Source organism: Sphingobium sp. TomTYG46 (genome assembly GCF_055396345.1).
Window position 1 is genome coordinate 1346083 of sequence record NZ_AP027324.1, and the last position, 16802, is coordinate 1362884.

Consider the following 16802-nt stretch of genomic DNA (forward strand, 5'->3'; position numbering starts at 1 on the left):
GCGCATCGGCGTGCCTCTTGTCGTGCAGCGTAATCATGTCGCCGGTGACATCCCAAGCCACCAGCGTCGAGCCCTGCTGCGCGCGCACGACTTGGAGCGAGGCGCGCGGGAGCGCGCCGCACTTTTCCCAGACATTGAGGATGAACGGCTTCGAGTGCGAGAGGACGATGACCTGCCCCACGGTGCCCGCGAGACGGTGAATTTCCTGCACGGTGTGCAGGGTGCGGTGCTCATCAAGGCTACTCATAGGATCGTCGATCACTGCAATCTTCTGCGCGAGCGCCTGGTCACGTTCGAGCGTGGCGAAGAAGAAGGCCAGCGCCAAGGTGTTGCGGTCGCCCGCACTCAGCGCGGTTCGGAAACTCGGTCCCTCGGCGGCGTTGAGCCCCACAGCGATATTGTTGATGAGCACGTTGTAGTTGGCGGCCGATCCGCCGCGATTGTTCACGGGGGCGACGTTGCCCAAGCGAAAGCCGGCGTTGAAACGACGCAGATAGTCGTTCACCGCGTCTTGGTAGGCCGGAAAGACGTTCTGGCGATATTGGTTCAGCGCCTCGCGGGCTTGGTCCCGCGCGGTCTCGGTCCGGCCCTTGTCGTCGCGCTCATCAACATAGGCGGTGCAGAGCGCGACGATGTCCGGCTGGTGCCGGGCCTCGACGGCGCGAAGCCGGGTCAGATCGCCGGCGAGCGCGGCGACGTTGGCCGCGCGCGCTTCTTCCTTGACGAGCGCCAGAGCATCGTTCGCCTGCACCAAGATAGCGGCGACGCGATCAAGGCCAACCCGCTGTTCCTCATAGGTCGCGACGGCGGCGCGCACGTCGTCGCCGAGCACCAAGGGCTCCAGCGGAGCGGCCTGCTTGGCTTTCAAACGCTCCATGATGCCGTCGCGGGCGGATTTCCAGGCGCGCGCAATTTCCGCGGTGTCGATCTGGATTGCGGGGACTTCGGTGAATGCCTGCCAAAATTCGCGGCGCTCGATCGCTTCGCGCACGGTGCGCTCGAAGGCGGCCGGCACGTCACCGGCATGGGTGGTCGTGAGGGCCTGGATGGCGTTGGCGATTTCGCGCTTCAAGTCGTTGTAGGCGTCTCCGAAATAGGCGCGGTAGTGCTCGATCACAGGGGAGCCGGCGAGATCCTGGGCGCAGAACGGACAGATCGCCGCGCCTGCCGCTGCGGCGTGGTCAGCGTGTGTCAGTCCGTCACCAATCCAGCGCTCCCCGCCACGGGCAAGCAGCGCGATATGGGCCTGCACCCGTTCGGCCGCAGCCTCTTCCAGACCCGGCAAATCGCGACCGAGAAGGCCGCCCAGGGCGTCGAGGTCAAATGTCGGCAAGGAGAGAGCTGGGAATATCGCCGCCGCCGCGACCGCCTCCGATGAACGGGCGGCGGCCAGTCGCTTTTCTGCGTCGGCCAATTCCCGGTCGAGATCGGGAATCGGCTGCAACGCGCAGAATGCTTCGGCGTCGAGTCCGCCGCGCCGCGCGGCGGGGATCGCATCGGCCTTGGCGCGGAGATCGCGGTTGTGCTGCTCGATCCGATCGACATGCGTCTGCACGGCGGCGTTCAGCGCGACACCTTGGCCCCCGACGATCAGCTCATGCAGGTTCTGGCGGAGGAGAAACCGGGCAGATTCTTCTTCTATCGGACTGATTCACTGGCATGTGCTGCCAAGAATGGTGTGATGCCAGCGAAAGACTCCATCTTGACAAAGTAATGTGATTTCCTTACATTCTGCGGGTGGAGGAGATTAGCCATGCCCGCGTTGCTCGAAGAGATCAGCACCATCACCGCCAAGGGCCAGACGACGATTCCGAAGTCCGTTCGCCAGGCGCTCGGCGTCGATTACGGCGGCAAGATCGCCTTTCGCGTCGATGAGCATGGGGTGTCGGTGCATCGCGCCGATGCCGAGCATGACGATCCGGCGATCGACAGCTTTCTGACGTTTCTGGCCGAGGACATTAAACGCCGGCCCGAGGCGTTGACCGCGCTCTCCCCGGCGCTCGCTGAACGCATCGCGACGCTAACCGAGGGCGTTAAGGTCGATCTCGATGCGCCGATCGACGGCGATGTCGATCTCTGATGACGGTCGTCAACGGGTGGCAGCTCATTGCCCACCCCCTGTTTCTCGATCAATTCGAGAAGCTGGGGGCGGTCGTCGCACTCCTGCGGGAGAAAGACCCGCGCGGCTGGCGCAAATCGGCCAATGCGAAGCTGCTGGAAGCGCTGCGCCAGCTCGTGTTCGAGATCATCCCGCAAGATCCCACGCGCCCGGAATATCGGCAGGGCGGCACGCTGGGGGACGACCGCAAGCACTGGTTCCGGGCGAAGTTCGGCGGTGGCCGGTTCCGGCTGTTCTTCCGCTACAGCACCAGCGCGAAGGTCATCGTCTTTGCCTGGGTGAACGACGAGACCACGTTGCGCACCTATGGATCGAAGTCGGACGCCTATGCGGTATTCCGCAAGATGCTCGACAAGGGCAATCCGCCCGACGATTGGGCAGCGTTGCTGACGGCTGCGAGCGAGTCGGAAGCGCAGGAGCGTTTGGGGGCGGCTTCGCCAGACCCGCCATGAGCCCTTATCTGCGCTACGCCCGGCCGGACCATTTGCGTCCTGCGCGGCCGCGCGGCAGCGTTGGGGCATGGTCCTGCCTCGCAAACGTCGTCCCCGCCACGCGCCGCGCGGCTGGTCGGAAGGTCTCGAAGACCTGCACGATTATATGCGCGCGCCGCCGAAGCGAGCCGCGCCCCGTGCGCGCGCCGTCAAGGATAACGGGCCGATCGTCGTCACGGACGACTGGCCCGAGCGGGTTCCGATCGGCGACACCGAGCTGCGCGCGATCGAAGGCCATTTGCGCAAGGAGCTGGACGACCTGTTCGGACCCTTGCCGTGAGATAAGGAGGATCACGCAATGACCGACGCCGCCCTTCGCGTCGAGGATACCCCGCCGGTCATGGCGACGGCCCGCGCCGCGCTCTATCTGCGCGTCTCTACCGGCCGCCAGGCCGAGAGCGATCTGTCGATTCCCGATCAGCGCCGCCAGATCGAAGGCTATTGCCTGTCGCGCGGCTGGGAGGTCACGGCCGAGTTCGTCGAGCCGGGCAACACCGCGACGGACGATCGTCGTCCCGCCTTCCAGGCGATGATCGACGCGGCGATGCAGAAGCCGTCGCCGTTCAACGTGATCCTCGTCCACAGCTTCTCGCGCTTCTTCCGCGATCAATTCCAGTTCGAGTTCTACGTCCGCAAGCTGGCGAAGAACGGCGTTCGGCTGATCTCGATCACGCAGGATTTGGGCGACGATCCGATGAGTGTGATGATGCGCCAGATCATGACGCTGTTCGACGAGTATCAGTCGAAGGAGAATGGCAAGCATACGCTGCGCGCCATGAACGAGAATGCCCGCCAGGGCTTTTGGAACGGCGCTCGCGCGCCGATCGGCTATAGGATCGTCGAGGCCGGGCAGCGCGGCGCGAAGGTCAAGAAGAAGCTGGAGATCGACCCGATCCAGGCCGAAACGGTGCGACGCATCTATCGCATGGCCCTGAATGGCGTCGATGATCGGGGGCCGATGGGGCTCAAAGCCATCGCAACTTGGCTCAACGAGAACAACCTCCGCACCCGCGACGGCGGGCGATGGGGTCTCGGCGCGGTGCATCAGGTGCTGACCCGCACGACCTATATCGGCCAGCATCGCTTTAACACGCGCGATCACAAGACCAGGACGTCGAAGCCCGAAAGCGAGCACGCCATTATGGAGGTGTCGGCGATCGTCACCGATGCGGAGTTCGAGGCTGTCCAGCGGTCGCTCAAGGCGCGCAGCCCCAAGATGATGCCGCCGATGGCGGTGGGCGGCCCGACGCTGCTGACGGGCATCTGCTTCTGCGCCTGCTGCGGCGGGGCGATGACCCTGCGCACAGGCACAAGCAGCGTCGGCCGCGAATATCGCTATTACACTTGTTCGACCAAAGCCCGGCAGGGCGCCAAGGGCTGCCCCGGCATCACCGTGCCGATGGATCGGCTGAATGAAGCCGTGATCGGCCATCTCGAATGGCGGCTGCTCGATCCGAAGCGGCTTGAAGACTTGATGGATCAAATTCTCGAACGTCGGGATCAATGGGCCAGTGAACGCCGGCTTCATGCCGCAGAGCTTGAGCGCCGGGCGACCGAGGCGGACGCCAAGCTCAGCCGGCTCTATGAGGCGATCGAGAATGGCGTGATCGACGTGAGCGACCCTTCGCTCAAGAATCGGATCGCCGAGCTGACGGCCACGCGCGACCAGGCCAGGGGCGATTCCGAGCGGGCGGTGGCGCATGTCGAGAAGATCGGCCCTGCGATCACGGCCGAGAGCCTCCGGGCTTTCGCGCTGGCGGCGCGCAGGAAGCTGCGCAACGACGACGGCTCATTCGCGCGCGATCATGTGCGGGCTGTCGCCCAGCGGGTCGAGGTGGTGAGCAAGACGGAGGTTCGCATCCGCGGCTTGCGAAGCGAGCTGCTCCGCACCCTCACCGCCGCCGCTGGCGTAGAGGCGGCGGTGCTAGGCGTTCGTAGTTTTGAACCGAAATGGCGCACCCGACGGGATTCGAACCCATGGCCCTCAGATTAGGAATCTGATGCTCTATCCTGCTGAGCTACGGGTGCCCGGTGACGGCTCTATGCTGCGTCGCAGGCGCGGTCAATTCTTCGCTTCGGGCGGCACGACCGGAAACAGCAGCGGAGCAACCTCCACGCCTTCCGATATGAGGGCGCGCGCTTCGTCGGGCGCCACTTCGCCGTGGATGCTGGCCCGATCCTTCTCACCATAATGCATAGCGCGGGCATGTTCGGCAAAGCCCCTGCCGACCCAGGTCGAATCTTCCAGAACCTTTGACTGCGCCTGGGCCAGCGCCTGCATCATCTCGCGCATCCGGACTTCGTCGCCCGCCATGGCTACCGGCGCGGTCGAGGTAGCAACTGGCGCTTCTGCCCTGCGGCTGTTTCCTTTGGCGGCAACAGCGGGCGCCATCAATGCCTTCGATACCTCCGCATCGCCGCACATGGGGCAGGACAGCAGGCCGCGAGCCACCTGATCCTCATAGTCCGCGCTCGATCCGAACCAGGCTTCGAACACATGGCCATGGGCGCCGCATTTGAGGTCGAAAACAATCACGAAATGGTCACGTCCGATGGAAGGTTACGCCGATTGGCAATCGCAGGCACGCGCCCGCGCACTTCCTCTACGCGCGACAGGTCGATCTCGGCAAGGGCTAGTCCCGCCTCCTCTCCCATGTCGAGCAAGACCTCACCCCAGGGATCGATGACCAGGCTATGGCCATAGGTTTCCCGTCCGTCCTCGTGGCTGCCGGTCTGCGCCGCCGCTACCACAAAGCACCCAGCTTCGATCGCACGGGCGCGCAGCAGGACATGCCAGTGCGCCTGCCCGGTCGGCACGGTAAAGGCGGCAGGCACCAGCAACATCGTGGCGCCCGCATTGGTCAGGGAACGATAAAGGTCGGGAAAGCGCATGTCGTAACAGACCGACAACCCCATCCTTGCCCAGGGCGTATCCACCGCCACCACCTCGTCCCCGGGCCGATATACCGATGATTCCCGCCAGCTTTCACCGGTCGCCAGATCGACATCGAACAGATGGATTTTGTCGTAGCGCGTCCGAATGCCGCCCCTGTCATCGATCATGAAGCTGCGGTTGACCCAACGGCCATCGCCGCCTTCTTCCTTGAGCGGCAAGGAACCAAGATGCACCCACAGTCCGTGCCGAGCCGCCGCCTCGCGAACGGCGTTCAGCACCGGATCGTCAGCCTCACTGCGCAGGGTATCCGCAGCCCGCGCCCGGTTCCGATCCAGATAACCCGCCATTTCGGGGGTAAAGAGCATATCCGCGCCCTGTTCGGCCGCGCGTCCCGCCATCTCGACGATGGCGGCCGCATTCGCGGCGGGGTCGATCCCGCTCGTCATCTGGAAGATCGCGGCCCGCATGGCGCTTACAGCCCCAGCAGCGGGTTCAGCTTGCCCTGACGATCCAGCGCCGCCATGTCGTCGCTGCCGCCTATATGCCTGCCGTCGATGAATATCTGCGGCACCGTGGTCCCGCCATTGGCGCGATCCAGCATTTCGCCGCGCTTCGGGCCGCCCATCGTGATGTCATATTCGTCGAAGGCCACGCCCTTGCCCTCCAGCAGCGCCTTTGCCCGCGCGCAATATCCGCACCATGCCTTCGTGTAGATTTCGACCTTCGCCATTCGATACTCCTTGGCGCTGAAATTGTGGCTGAACGGGGCTTTGTCAATCAGTCCCTTCCGCGCCTTCCGGCAAAGCCCGCGCCCAGCACAACAGATGAACGCTGGACGCCCCGCCACGTTTCAGCACCCGCGCGCAAGCCGCCGCAGTCGCGCCGCTGGTATGAACATCGTCGATCAGCAGCACCGCCTTGCCTTTGACGCCATGATCTTTCGCCAGTGCAAAGGCGCCCGCGACAGCCTTGGTCCGCTGCCGCGCATGCATGCCCCGCAGCGGCTGCGTCGCCCGGACGCGAAGCAGCGCATGCTTCTCTACCGCCAGCCCCGAAGCCCTGCCAAGATGATCCGCGATCAGCGCCACCTGATTGAAGCCCCGCCACCACAGGCGCCAGCGATGCAGCGGCACAGGCATGATCAACGGCGGTGCATCAAAGGCAGGCAAGCGCCGAGCCATATGCCGCGCGATCAGCCGCGCCAGACCGATGCGCCGCCCATATTTCAGCCGCAACGCTACCGTCCGCGCGACATCGCCATAGGCCAGCACCGCCCGCGCGCTGTCGAATGGCGGCGGATCGGCCAGGCAGGCACCGCACGCCGCGTCCCCGCCCCGATCATGCTCGAACGGCACGCCGCACCGCGCGCAGCATGGCTCGCCCAGAAAGCGCATCCCGCTCCAGCATGTGAGGCAAAAGGCATCGTCGGCATCAACGATGACGCCGCATCCAGGACAACGCGGCGGCAGTGCATAGTCGAGTGCCGGGCGAACGGCGCCCTTGAGAAGAGAGGCGAGATGCATGATCGCCCTTGTTCCCGCTCCGGCACCGATGCACAAGGCCCGCCATGACCCAGCCCGACATCTTCGACCGAACATTGCGCGCCAGGCGGCGGGACCGGATGATGCCGCACTTCGCGGAGCATGACTTTCTCTATCGCGCGATGCTGTACGAATTACTCGACCGGCTGGCGGATGTGCAACGTGACCTCCCCGAAGCCCTCGTCATCGGCTGCCCCGACGGCAGCGCCCGCGCCGCGCTCGAGGCCATGGGGAAGACAGTAATATGCAGCGACCCCGGCTTCGCAGCCGCGAGCGCGCAGGGCGGCGTGCAGGCGGAAGAGGATGCGCTCCCCTTCGCCGATGACAGTTTCGACCTCATCATCGCATGCGGCACACTGGACAGCGTGAACGACTTGCCCGGCGCGCTCATCCTCATGCGGCGCATCCTGCGGCCCGACGGCCTGCTGCTCGCGGCCTTTACCGGCGCAGGCACCCTGCCCCGTCTGCGCGCCGCACTGATGGCCGGAGAAGGCGACCGCCCCGCCCAGCACATCCATCCGCAAGTCGATGTGCGCGCGGCAGGCGACCTGCTCAGCCGCGCAGGCTTCGCCATGCCTGTGGCGGACAGCGAGACACTGACCGTACGCTATGGCGACATATTGCGCCTGATGCACGATCTGCGCGGCATGGGCGCGGGCAATGTTCTGGCGTCCCATCCCCCAGCCCTGCGCCGCGAGACACTGATCGAAGCAAGCCAGAACTTCGCCACCGCCGCCGATCCCGACGGCCGCACCGCCGAGGAAATGGCAATCCTGTATCTAAGTGGCTGGAAACCAGACCCCAGCCAGGCCAAGCCAGCCCGGCGAGGCAGCGCGACCGTGTCGCTGGCAGAAGCGCTCAAGCGGAAGGACTAGCCGCTCGTCCCTTTATCGGGTCGCGAACGGGGGGCAGCAAATTTTTGAAGCAGCCGCGTCGTTCTAAGCCGCCAGCCGCAGGAAAGGCACCGGCTCCGTCGATCGCAGCACAATCGGCTTGCCCTCCGAAGCCTCAAACAGCTCACCGTCCAAGATGACGCTGCTCCGGTCGCCCTCGATCCGGATGATATCGCCCTGTTCCAGATGCACGCCCTGCACCTGCGACTTGCCGACCCGCCGGGTGATGCTCGCCCACGCCAGCCGCAAAAGCGCGGCCAGGCTCTGGTCCACCGCCATCAGCTTCATGTTCCCGCGACGGCTGTCCCCCGCCTGCACGCCCAGCAGCAGCCGGTCGAGCGTCGTGACGATCAGCACGGCAAAGCGCCCCGCCAATTGCCCTTCCCGGATCAGCGAAATGCGCACCGGATGGCTGGATTGCGGCAGGAACCGCGCGCGAATGCCGAAAACCAACGACACCAGCACCGCTATCACGGTCAGGAAATGGCTAAGCCCATTGGACAGGCCAAGCGGATAAATCTGGTTACGGCAGTAAAGCATGTAATCGGCAAGCCCCGCGCCGCCCAGGAACATGCCCAGCACCGGCCGCGATTCCGCCCCTCCGTCGGACAACGCGATCAGCTCACGCGCCACGACATGATCGTCAACGCCCGCCTTGGCGATCTGAACGATCCGCTCCAGCGCCTTGATCGGATCGCCATGGATGCCAAGGTCGAGCGCGATCAAATTGGTCTTGCCATTGGGCAGCACCGCGATCGGCGGCACGCGGCCCTTGAAATGCTCACCCTGATACAGTTCCGTCAGCGCCGCCTGCACCGTCCCGTCGCCACCATTGATGACGATGACCACCGGATCGACGCGCGCGATGGTCTGCAACGCACGGCCGATCTGATCGACATGCTCCACCTCATAATGGAAGATGTCGGGATTGCTGGCGCAGTAGCTGCGCACGCGCGGAAGCGTCTGCCGGTTGCCCGTCGACTTGGGATTGGACAGAAGCGCGACCCGAACCATCAGAACTCACATATATTGAAGTTTAATGGTGATCCGCGTCACACCCGGACCAACCTTCACCGCGGCCTTTTCGACCGATGGCTTGCCCAGGTTGAAGATGCTGATCGACGGATTGTTGGAAAAACCGCCGCCATCGCGCGAAATGCTCGTCTTGCCATTGCCGTCCCGGTCGTGCCGAACCGCAATCGCATATCTGCCCGGTTCGGGCACCGGCATGCAGAATCGCATCCCGTCGCGGCCAGGGCGAACCGCCGTGTCGATCCGATTCAACCACGCACCCTTCGCCAGCCAGGCGCTTTTGGTCGCGGGATAGGATTGCACGCGGACCTTGCCCGTCGCGGCGGCAAAGCCCTGAACGTCGATCAGCAGCGCCGGACCCTTCGCGGACGGACCACAACGATCCAGCTCGTTCCCGATTTCCTGCCCGTGAGCCAAGGCCGGAATAGAGGCAAACACCGCCCCAGCCGACAAAAGGCCCATCGCAACTTTGAACATGACCATCCAACTCCGTGAAGCTATAGCCGCCCGATGAAACCGGACGGCGAGCCCCTGTTCGCCCCCGCGAACTTCATTTCCGTGACTCTGCTATGGGCGGGGTTTGCGGCCAAATCATGGTGATGGGACGACCACATAGAGAATGCTGACCGCCACCGACCGATATCTCGCCCGCCTGATAGCCTTGCCGATGCTCGGCACGCTGGTCATTTCCGCGATGCTGCTGGTGCTCGACAAGATGCTCAGCCTGTTCGACTTCGTGGCGGCGGAGGGCGGCCCCGTCAGCGTCGTGTGGCGGATGCTCGCCAACATGATGCCCGAATATCTGTCGCTTGGCATTCCGATCGGCCTGATGCTGGGCATATTGCTCGCATTCCGGAAGCTGGCCCTGTCATCGGAACTGGACGTCATGCGCGGCGTCGGCCTGTCCTACGGCCGCCTGCTGCGCGTCCCCTATATGTACGCGATCGCGCTCGCCCTCCTCAATTTCGGCATCGTCGGCTTCGTTCAGCCACTCTCCCGGCATGCCTATGAAGCGCTGCGCTTCGAACTGCGCTCGGGCGCGCTAGGCGCGTCGATCAAGGTGGGCGAGTTCACCAGCCTCGGCAAGCGCATGACCCTGCGCATCGAACGCAGCCTGGATGAGGGCCGCAATCTTCAGGGCATCTTCGTGCGCGCCATTGGAAAGGATGGTCAAACCGTCGCCGTCACCGCCGCGCAAGGCAGCTTCCTGGCCACGGACGATCCCGACACCATCATCTTCCGCCTGCGCGATGGGGTACTGGTCAACGACGCACCCAAATATAAGTCGCCGCGCATCCTTTCCTTCTCCAGCCACGATCTGCCGATCGACCTGCCGCAGATCGAGCGTTTCCGTGGACGTAGTGTCGATCGGGAAAAGACCATTCCCGAACTTGCCGTGATGGGTCATGACCCCGCGACGCCCGAAAAGCTGCGCTATGAAATCCGCTCCAACTTCCACTTCCGCTTGGTGGAGGTCGCGATGATGATGCTGCTACCGCTCGCGGCCCTCGCCTTTGCGATCCCACCCAAGCGCTCGACTTCGGCCCTCGGCGTCTTCCTCTCGATCGTCTTCATCGTGACCTATCACAAGATCAACGAATATGGCCAAGGCGTCGGCTCACTGGGCAAGGTTGATCCGATCATAGCGCTTTGGACGCCATTCCTGCTGACGGCCATACTGATCATGTGGATGTATCATGTCGTGGCGCACCGCCCGGGCGGCCAGCCGATAGGCGCCCTCGAATATGCCTTTGCAAAGCTCGGCAAGCAGATCGCGAAACTGCTTCGCTTCGGGCGAAAGCGGGTGACCACCGCGCAGGGAGCAGCCTGACCCATGCAATTCGATTTCTTCCCCTCGCCCCAGATCAGCTGGTACATGGCGCGCCTGTTCCTGACGCGGACCTTCGCCGTGCTGGCACTGCTGGTCGTCGTGCTGCAAACGCTCGACCTGCTGGGCGAATCAGGCGATATCCTGGCCTATGCCGGTAACGGCGATGCGCAGCTGTGGCATTATGTCGGCCTTCGCATACCGCAGATCATCGCGCGCTTCCTGCCCTTCTCGGTTCTTCTGGGCACGCTCATCATGCTCGCGGGCATGAACCAGAATAGCGAGATCGTATCGATGAAGGCGGCGGGCCTGTCCGCGCATCAGATATTGGCGCCGCTCATCGCCTCCGCTCTCGGCGTCGCCATCATCAGCTACGCCTTCAACGAACGCGTGGTAGCCCGCGCAACCGCATCGCTCAGCGCTTGGCAGGCCGTCGATTACGGCCCCATTCCCACCGACAGCGGCGTAAAGTCCAATCCCTGGGTCCGTGACGGCAACAACCTCGTCACCGCCGCGATCGTCGCGGGTCGAGGCAATAATGTGCAGCTACGCAAGGTCGAGATTTTCAACCGCCTCAACAACAGCCTGACAACCATCGTCCAGGCCCCCCGCGGCCATTATGACGCGGCGAGCAAGAGCTGGCTTCTGGAGGATGCCCGCCAGTTCGACGTTGCGCGGGGCACGGAACGGCAGGCTGGCACCGTCCGCTTCGGCCATGCGATCCGGCCCGACCAGTTTACCCTGGCAAAGGTCGATCCTGACGCGCTGACTTTCTCGGAACTGCGCGCCGCCATTGGTGATCTGCGCGATGCCGGACGTCCGACCGCAGAACTGGAGGGCAGCCTGTGGCACAAGCTGTCCGGCCCGCTTTCGGCCTTGCTGATGCCGATCCTGGGGTCCGTCGCCGCCTTCGGCCTTGCTCGCTCCGGCCAGTTGTTCGTGCGCGCAGTGATGGGGATGGCCCTCGGCTTTGCCTATTTCGTCGCGGACAATTTCTCGCTCGCCATGGGCAACCTCGGTGCTTACCCTCCCATCCTCGCGGCTTGGGCACCCTTCTTCCTGTTCTTGCTCGTAGGCGAGACCGTGCTGTTCAGGACAGAAGAATAGGCGTCGCCCTCATCCGTCATCCCAGCGTTGAAATGAGGCACGTGACTCATTTCAACTGGGATCTCAGGCCCAACGAGACGGCTCAGCGGCGAACCATCGTACTCCGCGCAATTTTCCCCACCAGCGGCCACATGCCCGCATAATTGCCGCGATGATAAGGCGAATCCTCGTCCAAGGCCGCGATCAACCGCGCATGTGCCTTGCCCAGCGCATGGTAGGGCACACTCGGCAGCAGATGGTGCAGCGCATGATAGCGCAGCCCCACCGGCGCCCAGATCGCGGCCAGCGGTGAAGGCGGCGGCACATTCACCGAATCCAGATATTGGGCCGTCACCGTCATCGCATCGCCCTCATTCTCCCAAAGATGCGCGACAAGCGTGCGCAGCTGGTTGATGACGGTCATGCCCGAATGCACGGCCATATAGACGAGCAATGGCTTCCATCCGAAGGCGAACACGCTGCCGATCAGGGCGAGTGCAAACAGCGAGGCTCCCGCCTCCTGCCAAAGCCAGCGGCGGCGAAACTCCCCTTCCGGCGCGCGGCGGCGATAGGCCGGGTTGATCGACAGCGCCGAAAACTCGGCGACAACCTTGCGCCGCAACGCGGGCACGAAGATGCTGAGCGGCGCCAACACGCCATAGCGCAGGATCAGGCCCACAGGCGCCAACGACGCGATCAGGATGAACAAAGGCAGCGACCACGGCTTCATCAACGCCAGCGGCAGATATTCCGGATCGTTCGCCGTCCCGTAGCGGGTGCGCGCATGATGCTGGGTATGCACATCCTCATACATGAAGGACGGGATCATCAGCGGAATGCCGACCAGCAGGTTCCACCCCAACCGGAAACCGGGAAGCGCGTACTTCCGAATATGGGTCAGCTCATGGATGAAGCTCGCCGCCCGATAAAGCGCCAGCATCGCCACCAGTCCGCACAACAGCGCCAACGCGAGATTGTTCGCCAGAATTGCCCCGGCAAGCGCCGCATAGCCGATCAGCGCCGACGCCAGCAGGTCCGGCCAGTAAATCCTAGGGTTCGCCACCGCAAATTCGCGCGACAGCTCCGCTGCGGCGCGCAGCATCGCGGCGTCATCCGGAATCGAGGCGCGCTTGACGGCCGCGCCCGCTATGATGGGATCATGCACAGTCATGCATGCGCTCCTAAATGGTAAATGCGCTGAAATCGTGGCAGCGGCATGACATATCCGCCTTGGTGCGTCATCAGGCGCGCACCGGATTGACAATCCCGTAACAAGCGCCGAACTGCTCCGATCCTTTAGCGAAAGCTCTGCCGTGGCTACTCCGAATCTGGTAATCACCCCCGTCACTTCCAAGGCCGACAAAAAGGCGTTCGTGGATCTGCCATGGCGCCTGTACGCCAATGACCCCAACTGGGTCCCGCCACTCAAGAGCGAAGTTTACGGCGTCATAGAGCCCAGCAAGAACCCCTATTTCGGCCATGCCGAGGCGCAATATTTCCTAGCCCGCCGCGACAATCGTGTCGTCGGCCGCATCTCTGCCCATGTCGATCATCTGGCACTCGCCCAGCCGGTCGAACAGGGCATGGGTCCGGGCACCGGCAATTTCGGCTTTTTCGAAGCGGAGGATGCCGAGACCGGCAAGGCGCTGATCGAAGCGGCGGAAAGCTGGCTCCGCGCCAAGGGCATGACCCGCGTGCTAGGCCCCATTTCGCTGTCGATCTGGGAAGAACCGGGTCTACTGATCGAAGGCCATGACCATCCGCCCACGGTGATGATGGGCCACAACAGCCCCGCCTATCAGGCGATGATCGAGGGCGCGGGCTACCAGCCCGTCAAGCAGCTCAAAACATATGAACTCGACATCACCATCCCGTTCCCCCCCCTCATCCAGCGGATCATATCCTCCGGCGAGAAGAGCGACCGCATCCGCATCCGCCAGGTGGACAAGTCGAAATTCGACGCCGAGGCGACGATCCTGCTCGGCATCCTCAACGACGCGTGGGGCAGGAATTGGGGCTTCGTCCCGATCACAGACGCCGAAGTCGCGCATACCGGCAAGAAGCTGAAGCCCATTGTGTTCGAAGACCTGATCATGATCGCCGAACTCGATGGCGAACCGGTCGCCTTCATGATGACCCTGCCCGACCTCAACGAAGCGACCGCGCCCTTGAACGGCTCGCTGCTGCCCTTCGGTTGGGCAAAGCTTCTCTGGTGGCTGCGCAAGCCGCAAGTCCGCACTATGCGCGTGCCCCTGATGGGCGTGGTCCAGCGGCTGCAATCGTCCCGCCTCGCCAGCCAACTCGCCTTCATGATGATCGAATATATCCGCCGCAACGCGGTCAGCCGCTATGGCGCGACGCGGGGTGAGATCGGCTGGGTGCTGGAGGACAATCAAGGTATGAACGCCATCGCCGAAGCCATCGATAGCAAGGTGAACAAGCTTTACCAGATCTACGAAAAGAACCTCGCCTGAAAGCCTAACCCGGTACGGCCACATCGATAGCGCCCGCCGCGACCTTCACCGTCGCGGGCGTCTTCGCGACCACCTCGCCGTCGATCGATATCCGCTGCCGAGGCTGCGTCTCAATCCGAAAAGATTGGCCCCGAAACTCCTCCGTCTGCGCATCCCTGTCACGCAGCTTGAAGAATTTAGCGTACCAGTCCCAGGCCAGCCGCGCATGGCTACGCCCCACCACCGCTTGAACCACAATCTCGCCGCTATCCACGTCAGCACGATCGGACAGTTCAACCCCGCCATGATAGGGGCCGTTTAATATCCGCACTTCCGTCGACCACATGCGCCGCTCAGTCTGGCCGTCATCGATCGTCAACCGGAACGCCCGGAACCCGACCGAACATTTCACCGCCCAGATCAGATAACCAACCCGCCCCAGATAGCGCTTCAGCTTATGCGGCACCGTTTTCCCGATCATCGGCGACAGCCCCAGCGAGGCCGCGTTGACGAAATAATCGTGATCGATCATCCCCAGGTCAATGCGCCGCCGCCTGCCCTGCGCAATCACCCGAACGGCCCCGTCCAGATCCAGCGGAATGCCCAGCGTCCTCGCAAAGCTGTTGGCCGTACCAAGCGGCAACACGCCAAAGACGCAATCCTTCCCCACCAACTCGTCCACTGTCCCGGACAAAGACCCATCGCCGCCACCCACGATGACCATCGGCGCCCCACTGCCCGCCGCCTCTCGCACCACATCCTGCAATCGCGCCGGATCGCGCACCGCATGGGCCGCAACCAAGCGCACCCCCGCCGCCTCCAGCTTCTCCCGCGCCTGTTGGAAAAGCGCCTCTCCCTTCCGGCTGTGAACATTGACGATCAGCGCCGCTTCGCGCGGCAGGGAGTTCGTTTCCATGCCCCAACAACTCGCCAGAACCCCATCGGCTCCTCACCGCAACAAATCCGCGTGAACAGTCGTTGGAAAGTCATGGCTCGCATCGCTCACCTGTCCGACATCCATTTCGGCGCCAACGATCCCAAAATAGTATCCGCCACCGAAGCCTGGCTGGAACGCAGCCAGCCCGACCTCGTCATCATCAGCGGCGATTTCACGCAGCGCGCCCGCGTCGATCAATTCCGCGCCGCCTCCGCCTGGCTCAATCGGCTACGCGCGGCGGGCATGCGCCTGCTCGTCATTCCGGGCAATCATGACGTGCCCCTTTATGATGTTTTCCGCCGCTTCGCCGCCCCCCTGGATCGCTACAAACGCTATATCAGCAATGAGCTTTGCCCCTGGTATGAGGATGAAAAGGTCGCGATCCTGGGCATCAACACCGCCCGTTCGCTGACGATCAAGGACGGGCGCATCAACCATGACCAGATGAAGATGATCGAAGAGCGCTTCGCCCCCGTTGCACCGGAAAAGACGCGCATCCTCGTCACACACCATCCCCTGTTCGCCATGCCCATCGGCAAGGGCGGCGAACTCAGCGAAGCCGTCGGGCGCCATGATGACGCGGTCGAAGCGGCGGCAGCAGCCGGAATCCACATCGCCCTCGCAGGCCATTTCCACCGCACCTATGCCGAAGCTGCGCAGAAGATGGTCGCCGACGCAGGCGGCGCGCTGGTCATTCAGGCGGGCACCGCCACATCGACCCGCCTCCGCAACGCCGAACCGCAAAGCTTCAACTGGCTCCACGTCCACCGCAACGACCGGATCGAACTGCAAGTCATCGTCTGGGACGGCGCCAGCTTTCAGCGCGGCCACCATGTCGAATATAGCCGGGACGCCGCCGGATGGCAGGCACATGAGCTGGACGACCCATCCGCGCAGCCCGGCATTCGCGTAGCCCAAGCCGCCCGCGCCTAGGCCTCAAGCTGTTCAGCCAATGGCAGGCGCAGCCAGTGCCAACGCATGATCGCGGATCGCCGCTGGCCATTCCGCGCAACACGCCTCGAATGCGGCCCTGTCCTTGGCATAAAGCGCGCGGATCGCCGCTTCATAGCCCGGCCGGTCGCCTGCCATCACCGTCAGGAAATGATAGGCAGCGTCCATTGCCGCGCGGGGACTGATCGATCCTGCCGAAGCCTTGCGCGCCTGCTCCACCAACTGCCGCAGCGTCGCCGACGCGCCGCCGGGCTGGGCCGCCAGCCATTCCCACTGACGCGGAAGCAGCGTGACCTCGCGCGATTGCACGCCCATTTTCGGACGGCCCGGCCCCCTCTGCTCTGGTACGGTGGACGCATGCAAGTCGATATCGACCTGACGCCCGGTGAGGTCGTCGAACAGCAAGACGGCCTGCGCATCGCCTCCCATGGCTTGCAGCGCCCGCCGCACTTCATCTTCTTCCCCTGCGGCAACCACATGCTCGCCTGCAAAAGCCGTAAGACAACGTGTCACATCGAATCTCCTTCGATGCGACAAATATTACCCGGATAATATCGAGTCAATTATCCCCGGGG

The 16802-nt window shown here is 63.7% G+C and carries 17 protein-coding genes, 1 tRNA gene and 1 pseudogene; 8 read left to right on the forward strand and 11 right to left on the reverse strand.

Features of this window, described 5'->3' with window-relative positions; genetic code table 11:
* Positions 1-142 precede the first annotated feature (142 nt).
* Positions 143-1555 (reverse strand): annotated as a pseudogene (locus ACZ5YV_RS06825) (AAA family ATPase); the annotation flags it as partial.
* 198 nt (positions 1556-1753) lie between these two features.
* Here ACZ5YV_RS06825 and ACZ5YV_RS06830 point away from each other — a divergent pair.
* The 3 genes from ACZ5YV_RS06830 (at position 1754) to ACZ5YV_RS06840 (ending at position 4603) form a co-directional block, all read left to right on the forward strand.
* Positions 1754-2080: a type II toxin-antitoxin system PrlF family antitoxin gene (locus ACZ5YV_RS06830; protein WP_464786956.1), complete on the forward strand. Its 327-nt coding sequence runs from the start codon at positions 1754-1756 to the stop codon at positions 2078-2080.
* Positions 2080-2571, forward strand: a complete 492-nt coding sequence (locus ACZ5YV_RS06835; RefSeq protein ID WP_464786957.1) for a type II toxin-antitoxin system YhaV family toxin — start codon at positions 2080-2082, stop codon at positions 2569-2571. Before ACZ5YV_RS06830 ends, ACZ5YV_RS06835 begins: the two co-directional genes overlap by 1 nt.
* A gap of 379 nt (positions 2572-2950) precedes the next feature.
* A complete protein-coding gene (locus tag ACZ5YV_RS06840; protein WP_464789171.1) occupies positions 2951-4603 on the forward strand; it encodes a recombinase family protein in 1653 nt (550 codons plus the stop codon).
* Here the strand turns inward: ACZ5YV_RS06840 and ACZ5YV_RS06845 are convergent.
* The 5 genes from ACZ5YV_RS06845 to ACZ5YV_RS06865 all read right to left on the reverse strand — a co-directional run bounded on the left by ACZ5YV_RS06845 (position 4562) and on the right by ACZ5YV_RS06865 (position 7029).
* Positions 4562-4638: transfer RNA gene (locus tag ACZ5YV_RS06845), tRNA-Arg, on the reverse strand. The genes ACZ5YV_RS06840 and ACZ5YV_RS06845 overlap by 42 nt on opposite strands.
* A gap of 34 nt (positions 4639-4672) precedes the next feature.
* Positions 4673-5146 (reverse strand): DUF1178 family protein, encoded by a 474-nt coding sequence (locus ACZ5YV_RS06850; RefSeq protein ID WP_464786958.1) that lies wholly within the window; start codon positions 5144-5146, stop codon positions 4673-4675.
* The gene (locus ACZ5YV_RS06855) at positions 5143-5973 is read right to left on the reverse strand and encodes a carbon-nitrogen hydrolase family protein (protein ID WP_464786959.1); all 831 of its coding nucleotides are present in this window, start codon (positions 5971-5973) and stop codon (positions 5143-5145) included. The genes ACZ5YV_RS06850 and ACZ5YV_RS06855 overlap by 4 nt, the downstream gene beginning before the upstream one ends.
* Positions 5974-5978: 5 nt before the next feature.
* On the reverse strand, positions 5979-6236 hold the full coding sequence (grxC, locus tag ACZ5YV_RS06860; protein ID WP_449473447.1) for a glutaredoxin 3: 258 nt from the start codon (positions 6234-6236) through the stop codon (positions 5979-5981).
* A gap of 43 nt (positions 6237-6279) precedes the next feature.
* On the reverse strand, positions 6280-7029 hold the full coding sequence (locus ACZ5YV_RS06865) for a double zinc ribbon domain-containing protein (protein WP_464786960.1): 750 nt from the start codon (positions 7027-7029) through the stop codon (positions 6280-6282).
* Between the two features lie 44 nt (positions 7030-7073).
* Here ACZ5YV_RS06865 and ACZ5YV_RS06870 point away from each other — a divergent pair, with 44 nt between their 5' ends.
* On the forward strand, positions 7074-7922 hold the full coding sequence (locus ACZ5YV_RS06870; RefSeq protein WP_464786961.1) for a class I SAM-dependent methyltransferase: 849 nt from the start codon (positions 7074-7076) through the stop codon (positions 7920-7922).
* Between the two features lie 63 nt (positions 7923-7985).
* Here the strand turns inward: ACZ5YV_RS06870 and ACZ5YV_RS06875 are convergent, their stop codons facing one another.
* Together ACZ5YV_RS06875 and ACZ5YV_RS06880 are read right to left on the reverse strand one after the other, a co-directional pair.
* A complete protein-coding gene (locus ACZ5YV_RS06875; RefSeq protein WP_449473449.1) occupies positions 7986-8954 on the reverse strand; it encodes an acylglycerol kinase family protein in 969 nt (322 codons plus the stop codon).
* A gap of 6 nt (positions 8955-8960) precedes the next feature.
* On the reverse strand, positions 8961-9455 hold the full coding sequence (locus ACZ5YV_RS06880) for a DUF2141 domain-containing protein (RefSeq protein WP_464786962.1): 495 nt from the start codon (positions 9453-9455) through the stop codon (positions 8961-8963).
* Between the two features lie 136 nt (positions 9456-9591).
* Between ACZ5YV_RS06880 and lptF the strand changes: the two genes are divergently transcribed.
* The gene (gene lptF / locus ACZ5YV_RS06885) at positions 9592-10803 is read left to right on the forward strand and encodes an LPS export ABC transporter permease LptF (protein ID WP_464786963.1); all 1212 of its coding nucleotides are present in this window, start codon (positions 9592-9594) and stop codon (positions 10801-10803) included.
* 3 nt (positions 10804-10806) lie between these two features.
* Entirely contained in the window at positions 10807-11907 is a 1101-nt protein-coding gene (gene lptG, locus ACZ5YV_RS06890) for an LPS export ABC transporter permease LptG (protein WP_464786964.1), read from the forward strand.
* A gap of 82 nt (positions 11908-11989) precedes the next feature.
* Here the strand turns inward: lptG and ACZ5YV_RS06895 are convergent, their stop codons facing one another.
* Positions 11990-13057, reverse strand: a complete 1068-nt coding sequence (locus ACZ5YV_RS06895) for a fatty acid desaturase family protein (RefSeq protein ID WP_464786965.1) — start codon at positions 13055-13057, stop codon at positions 11990-11992.
* 142 nt (positions 13058-13199) lie between these two features.
* Between ACZ5YV_RS06895 and ACZ5YV_RS06900 the strand changes: the two genes are divergently transcribed.
* Positions 13200-14360: an N-acetyltransferase gene (locus tag ACZ5YV_RS06900; protein WP_464786966.1), complete on the forward strand. Its 1161-nt coding sequence runs from the start codon at positions 13200-13202 to the stop codon at positions 14358-14360.
* 4 nt (positions 14361-14364) lie between these two features.
* On the opposite strand, the gene ACZ5YV_RS06905 is transcribed toward ACZ5YV_RS06900, so the two are convergent.
* Positions 14365-15255, reverse strand: coding sequence for a diacylglycerol/lipid kinase family protein (locus tag ACZ5YV_RS06905; RefSeq protein WP_464786967.1), 891 nt, complete (start codon positions 15253-15255; stop codon positions 14365-14367).
* Positions 15256-15327: 72 nt separating this feature from the next.
* Between ACZ5YV_RS06905 and ACZ5YV_RS06910 the strand changes: the two genes are divergently transcribed.
* On the forward strand, positions 15328-16209 hold the full coding sequence (locus ACZ5YV_RS06910) for a metallophosphoesterase family protein (protein WP_464786968.1): 882 nt from the start codon (positions 15328-15330) through the stop codon (positions 16207-16209).
* 12 nt (positions 16210-16221) lie between these two features.
* On the opposite strand, the gene ACZ5YV_RS06915 is transcribed toward ACZ5YV_RS06910, so the two are convergent.
* Positions 16222-16740, reverse strand: a complete 519-nt coding sequence (locus tag ACZ5YV_RS06915; protein ID WP_464786969.1) for a DUF2239 family protein — start codon at positions 16738-16740, stop codon at positions 16222-16224.
* Positions 16741-16802: the final 62 nt, after the last annotated feature.

Bases quoted from the DNA above. Each gene is read 5' to 3' on its own strand.
- ACZ5YV_RS06830 (WP_464786956.1), top strand. From the start codon at position 1,754: ATGCCCGCGTTGCTCGAAGAGATCAGCACCATCACCGCCAAGGGCCAG.
- ACZ5YV_RS06835 (WP_464786957.1), top strand. From the start codon at position 2,080: ATGACGGTCGTCAACGGGTGGCAGCTCATTGCCCACCCCCTGTTTCTC.
- ACZ5YV_RS06840 (WP_464789171.1), top strand. From the start codon at position 2,951: ATGGCGACGGCCCGCGCCGCGCTCTATCTGCGCGTCTCTACCGGCCGC.
- ACZ5YV_RS06855 (WP_464786959.1), bottom strand. From the start codon at position 5,973: ATGCGGGCCGCGATCTTCCAGATGACGAGCGGGATCGACCCCGCCGCG.
- grxC (WP_449473447.1), bottom strand. From the start codon at position 6,236: ATGGCGAAGGTCGAAATCTACACGAAGGCATGGTGCGGATATTGCGCG.
- ACZ5YV_RS06865 (WP_464786960.1), bottom strand. From the start codon at position 7,029: ATGCATCTCGCCTCTCTTCTCAAGGGCGCCGTTCGCCCGGCACTCGAC.
- ACZ5YV_RS06870 (WP_464786961.1), top strand. From the start codon at position 7,074: ATGACCCAGCCCGACATCTTCGACCGAACATTGCGCGCCAGGCGGCGG.
- ACZ5YV_RS06875 (WP_449473449.1), bottom strand. From the start codon at position 8,954: ATGGTTCGGGTCGCGCTTCTGTCCAATCCCAAGTCGACGGGCAACCGG.
- ACZ5YV_RS06880 (WP_464786962.1), bottom strand. From the start codon at position 9,455: ATGGTCATGTTCAAAGTTGCGATGGGCCTTTTGTCGGCTGGGGCGGTG.
- lptF (WP_464786963.1), top strand. From the start codon at position 9,592: ATGCTGACCGCCACCGACCGATATCTCGCCCGCCTGATAGCCTTGCCG.
- lptG (WP_464786964.1), top strand. From the start codon at position 10,807: ATGCAATTCGATTTCTTCCCCTCGCCCCAGATCAGCTGGTACATGGCG.
- ACZ5YV_RS06895 (WP_464786965.1), bottom strand. From the start codon at position 13,057: ATGACTGTGCATGATCCCATCATAGCGGGCGCGGCCGTCAAGCGCGCC.
- ACZ5YV_RS06905 (WP_464786967.1), bottom strand. From the start codon at position 15,255: ATGGAAACGAACTCCCTGCCGCGCGAAGCGGCGCTGATCGTCAATGTT.
- ACZ5YV_RS06910 (WP_464786968.1), top strand. From the start codon at position 15,328: ATGGCTCGCATCGCTCACCTGTCCGACATCCATTTCGGCGCCAACGAT.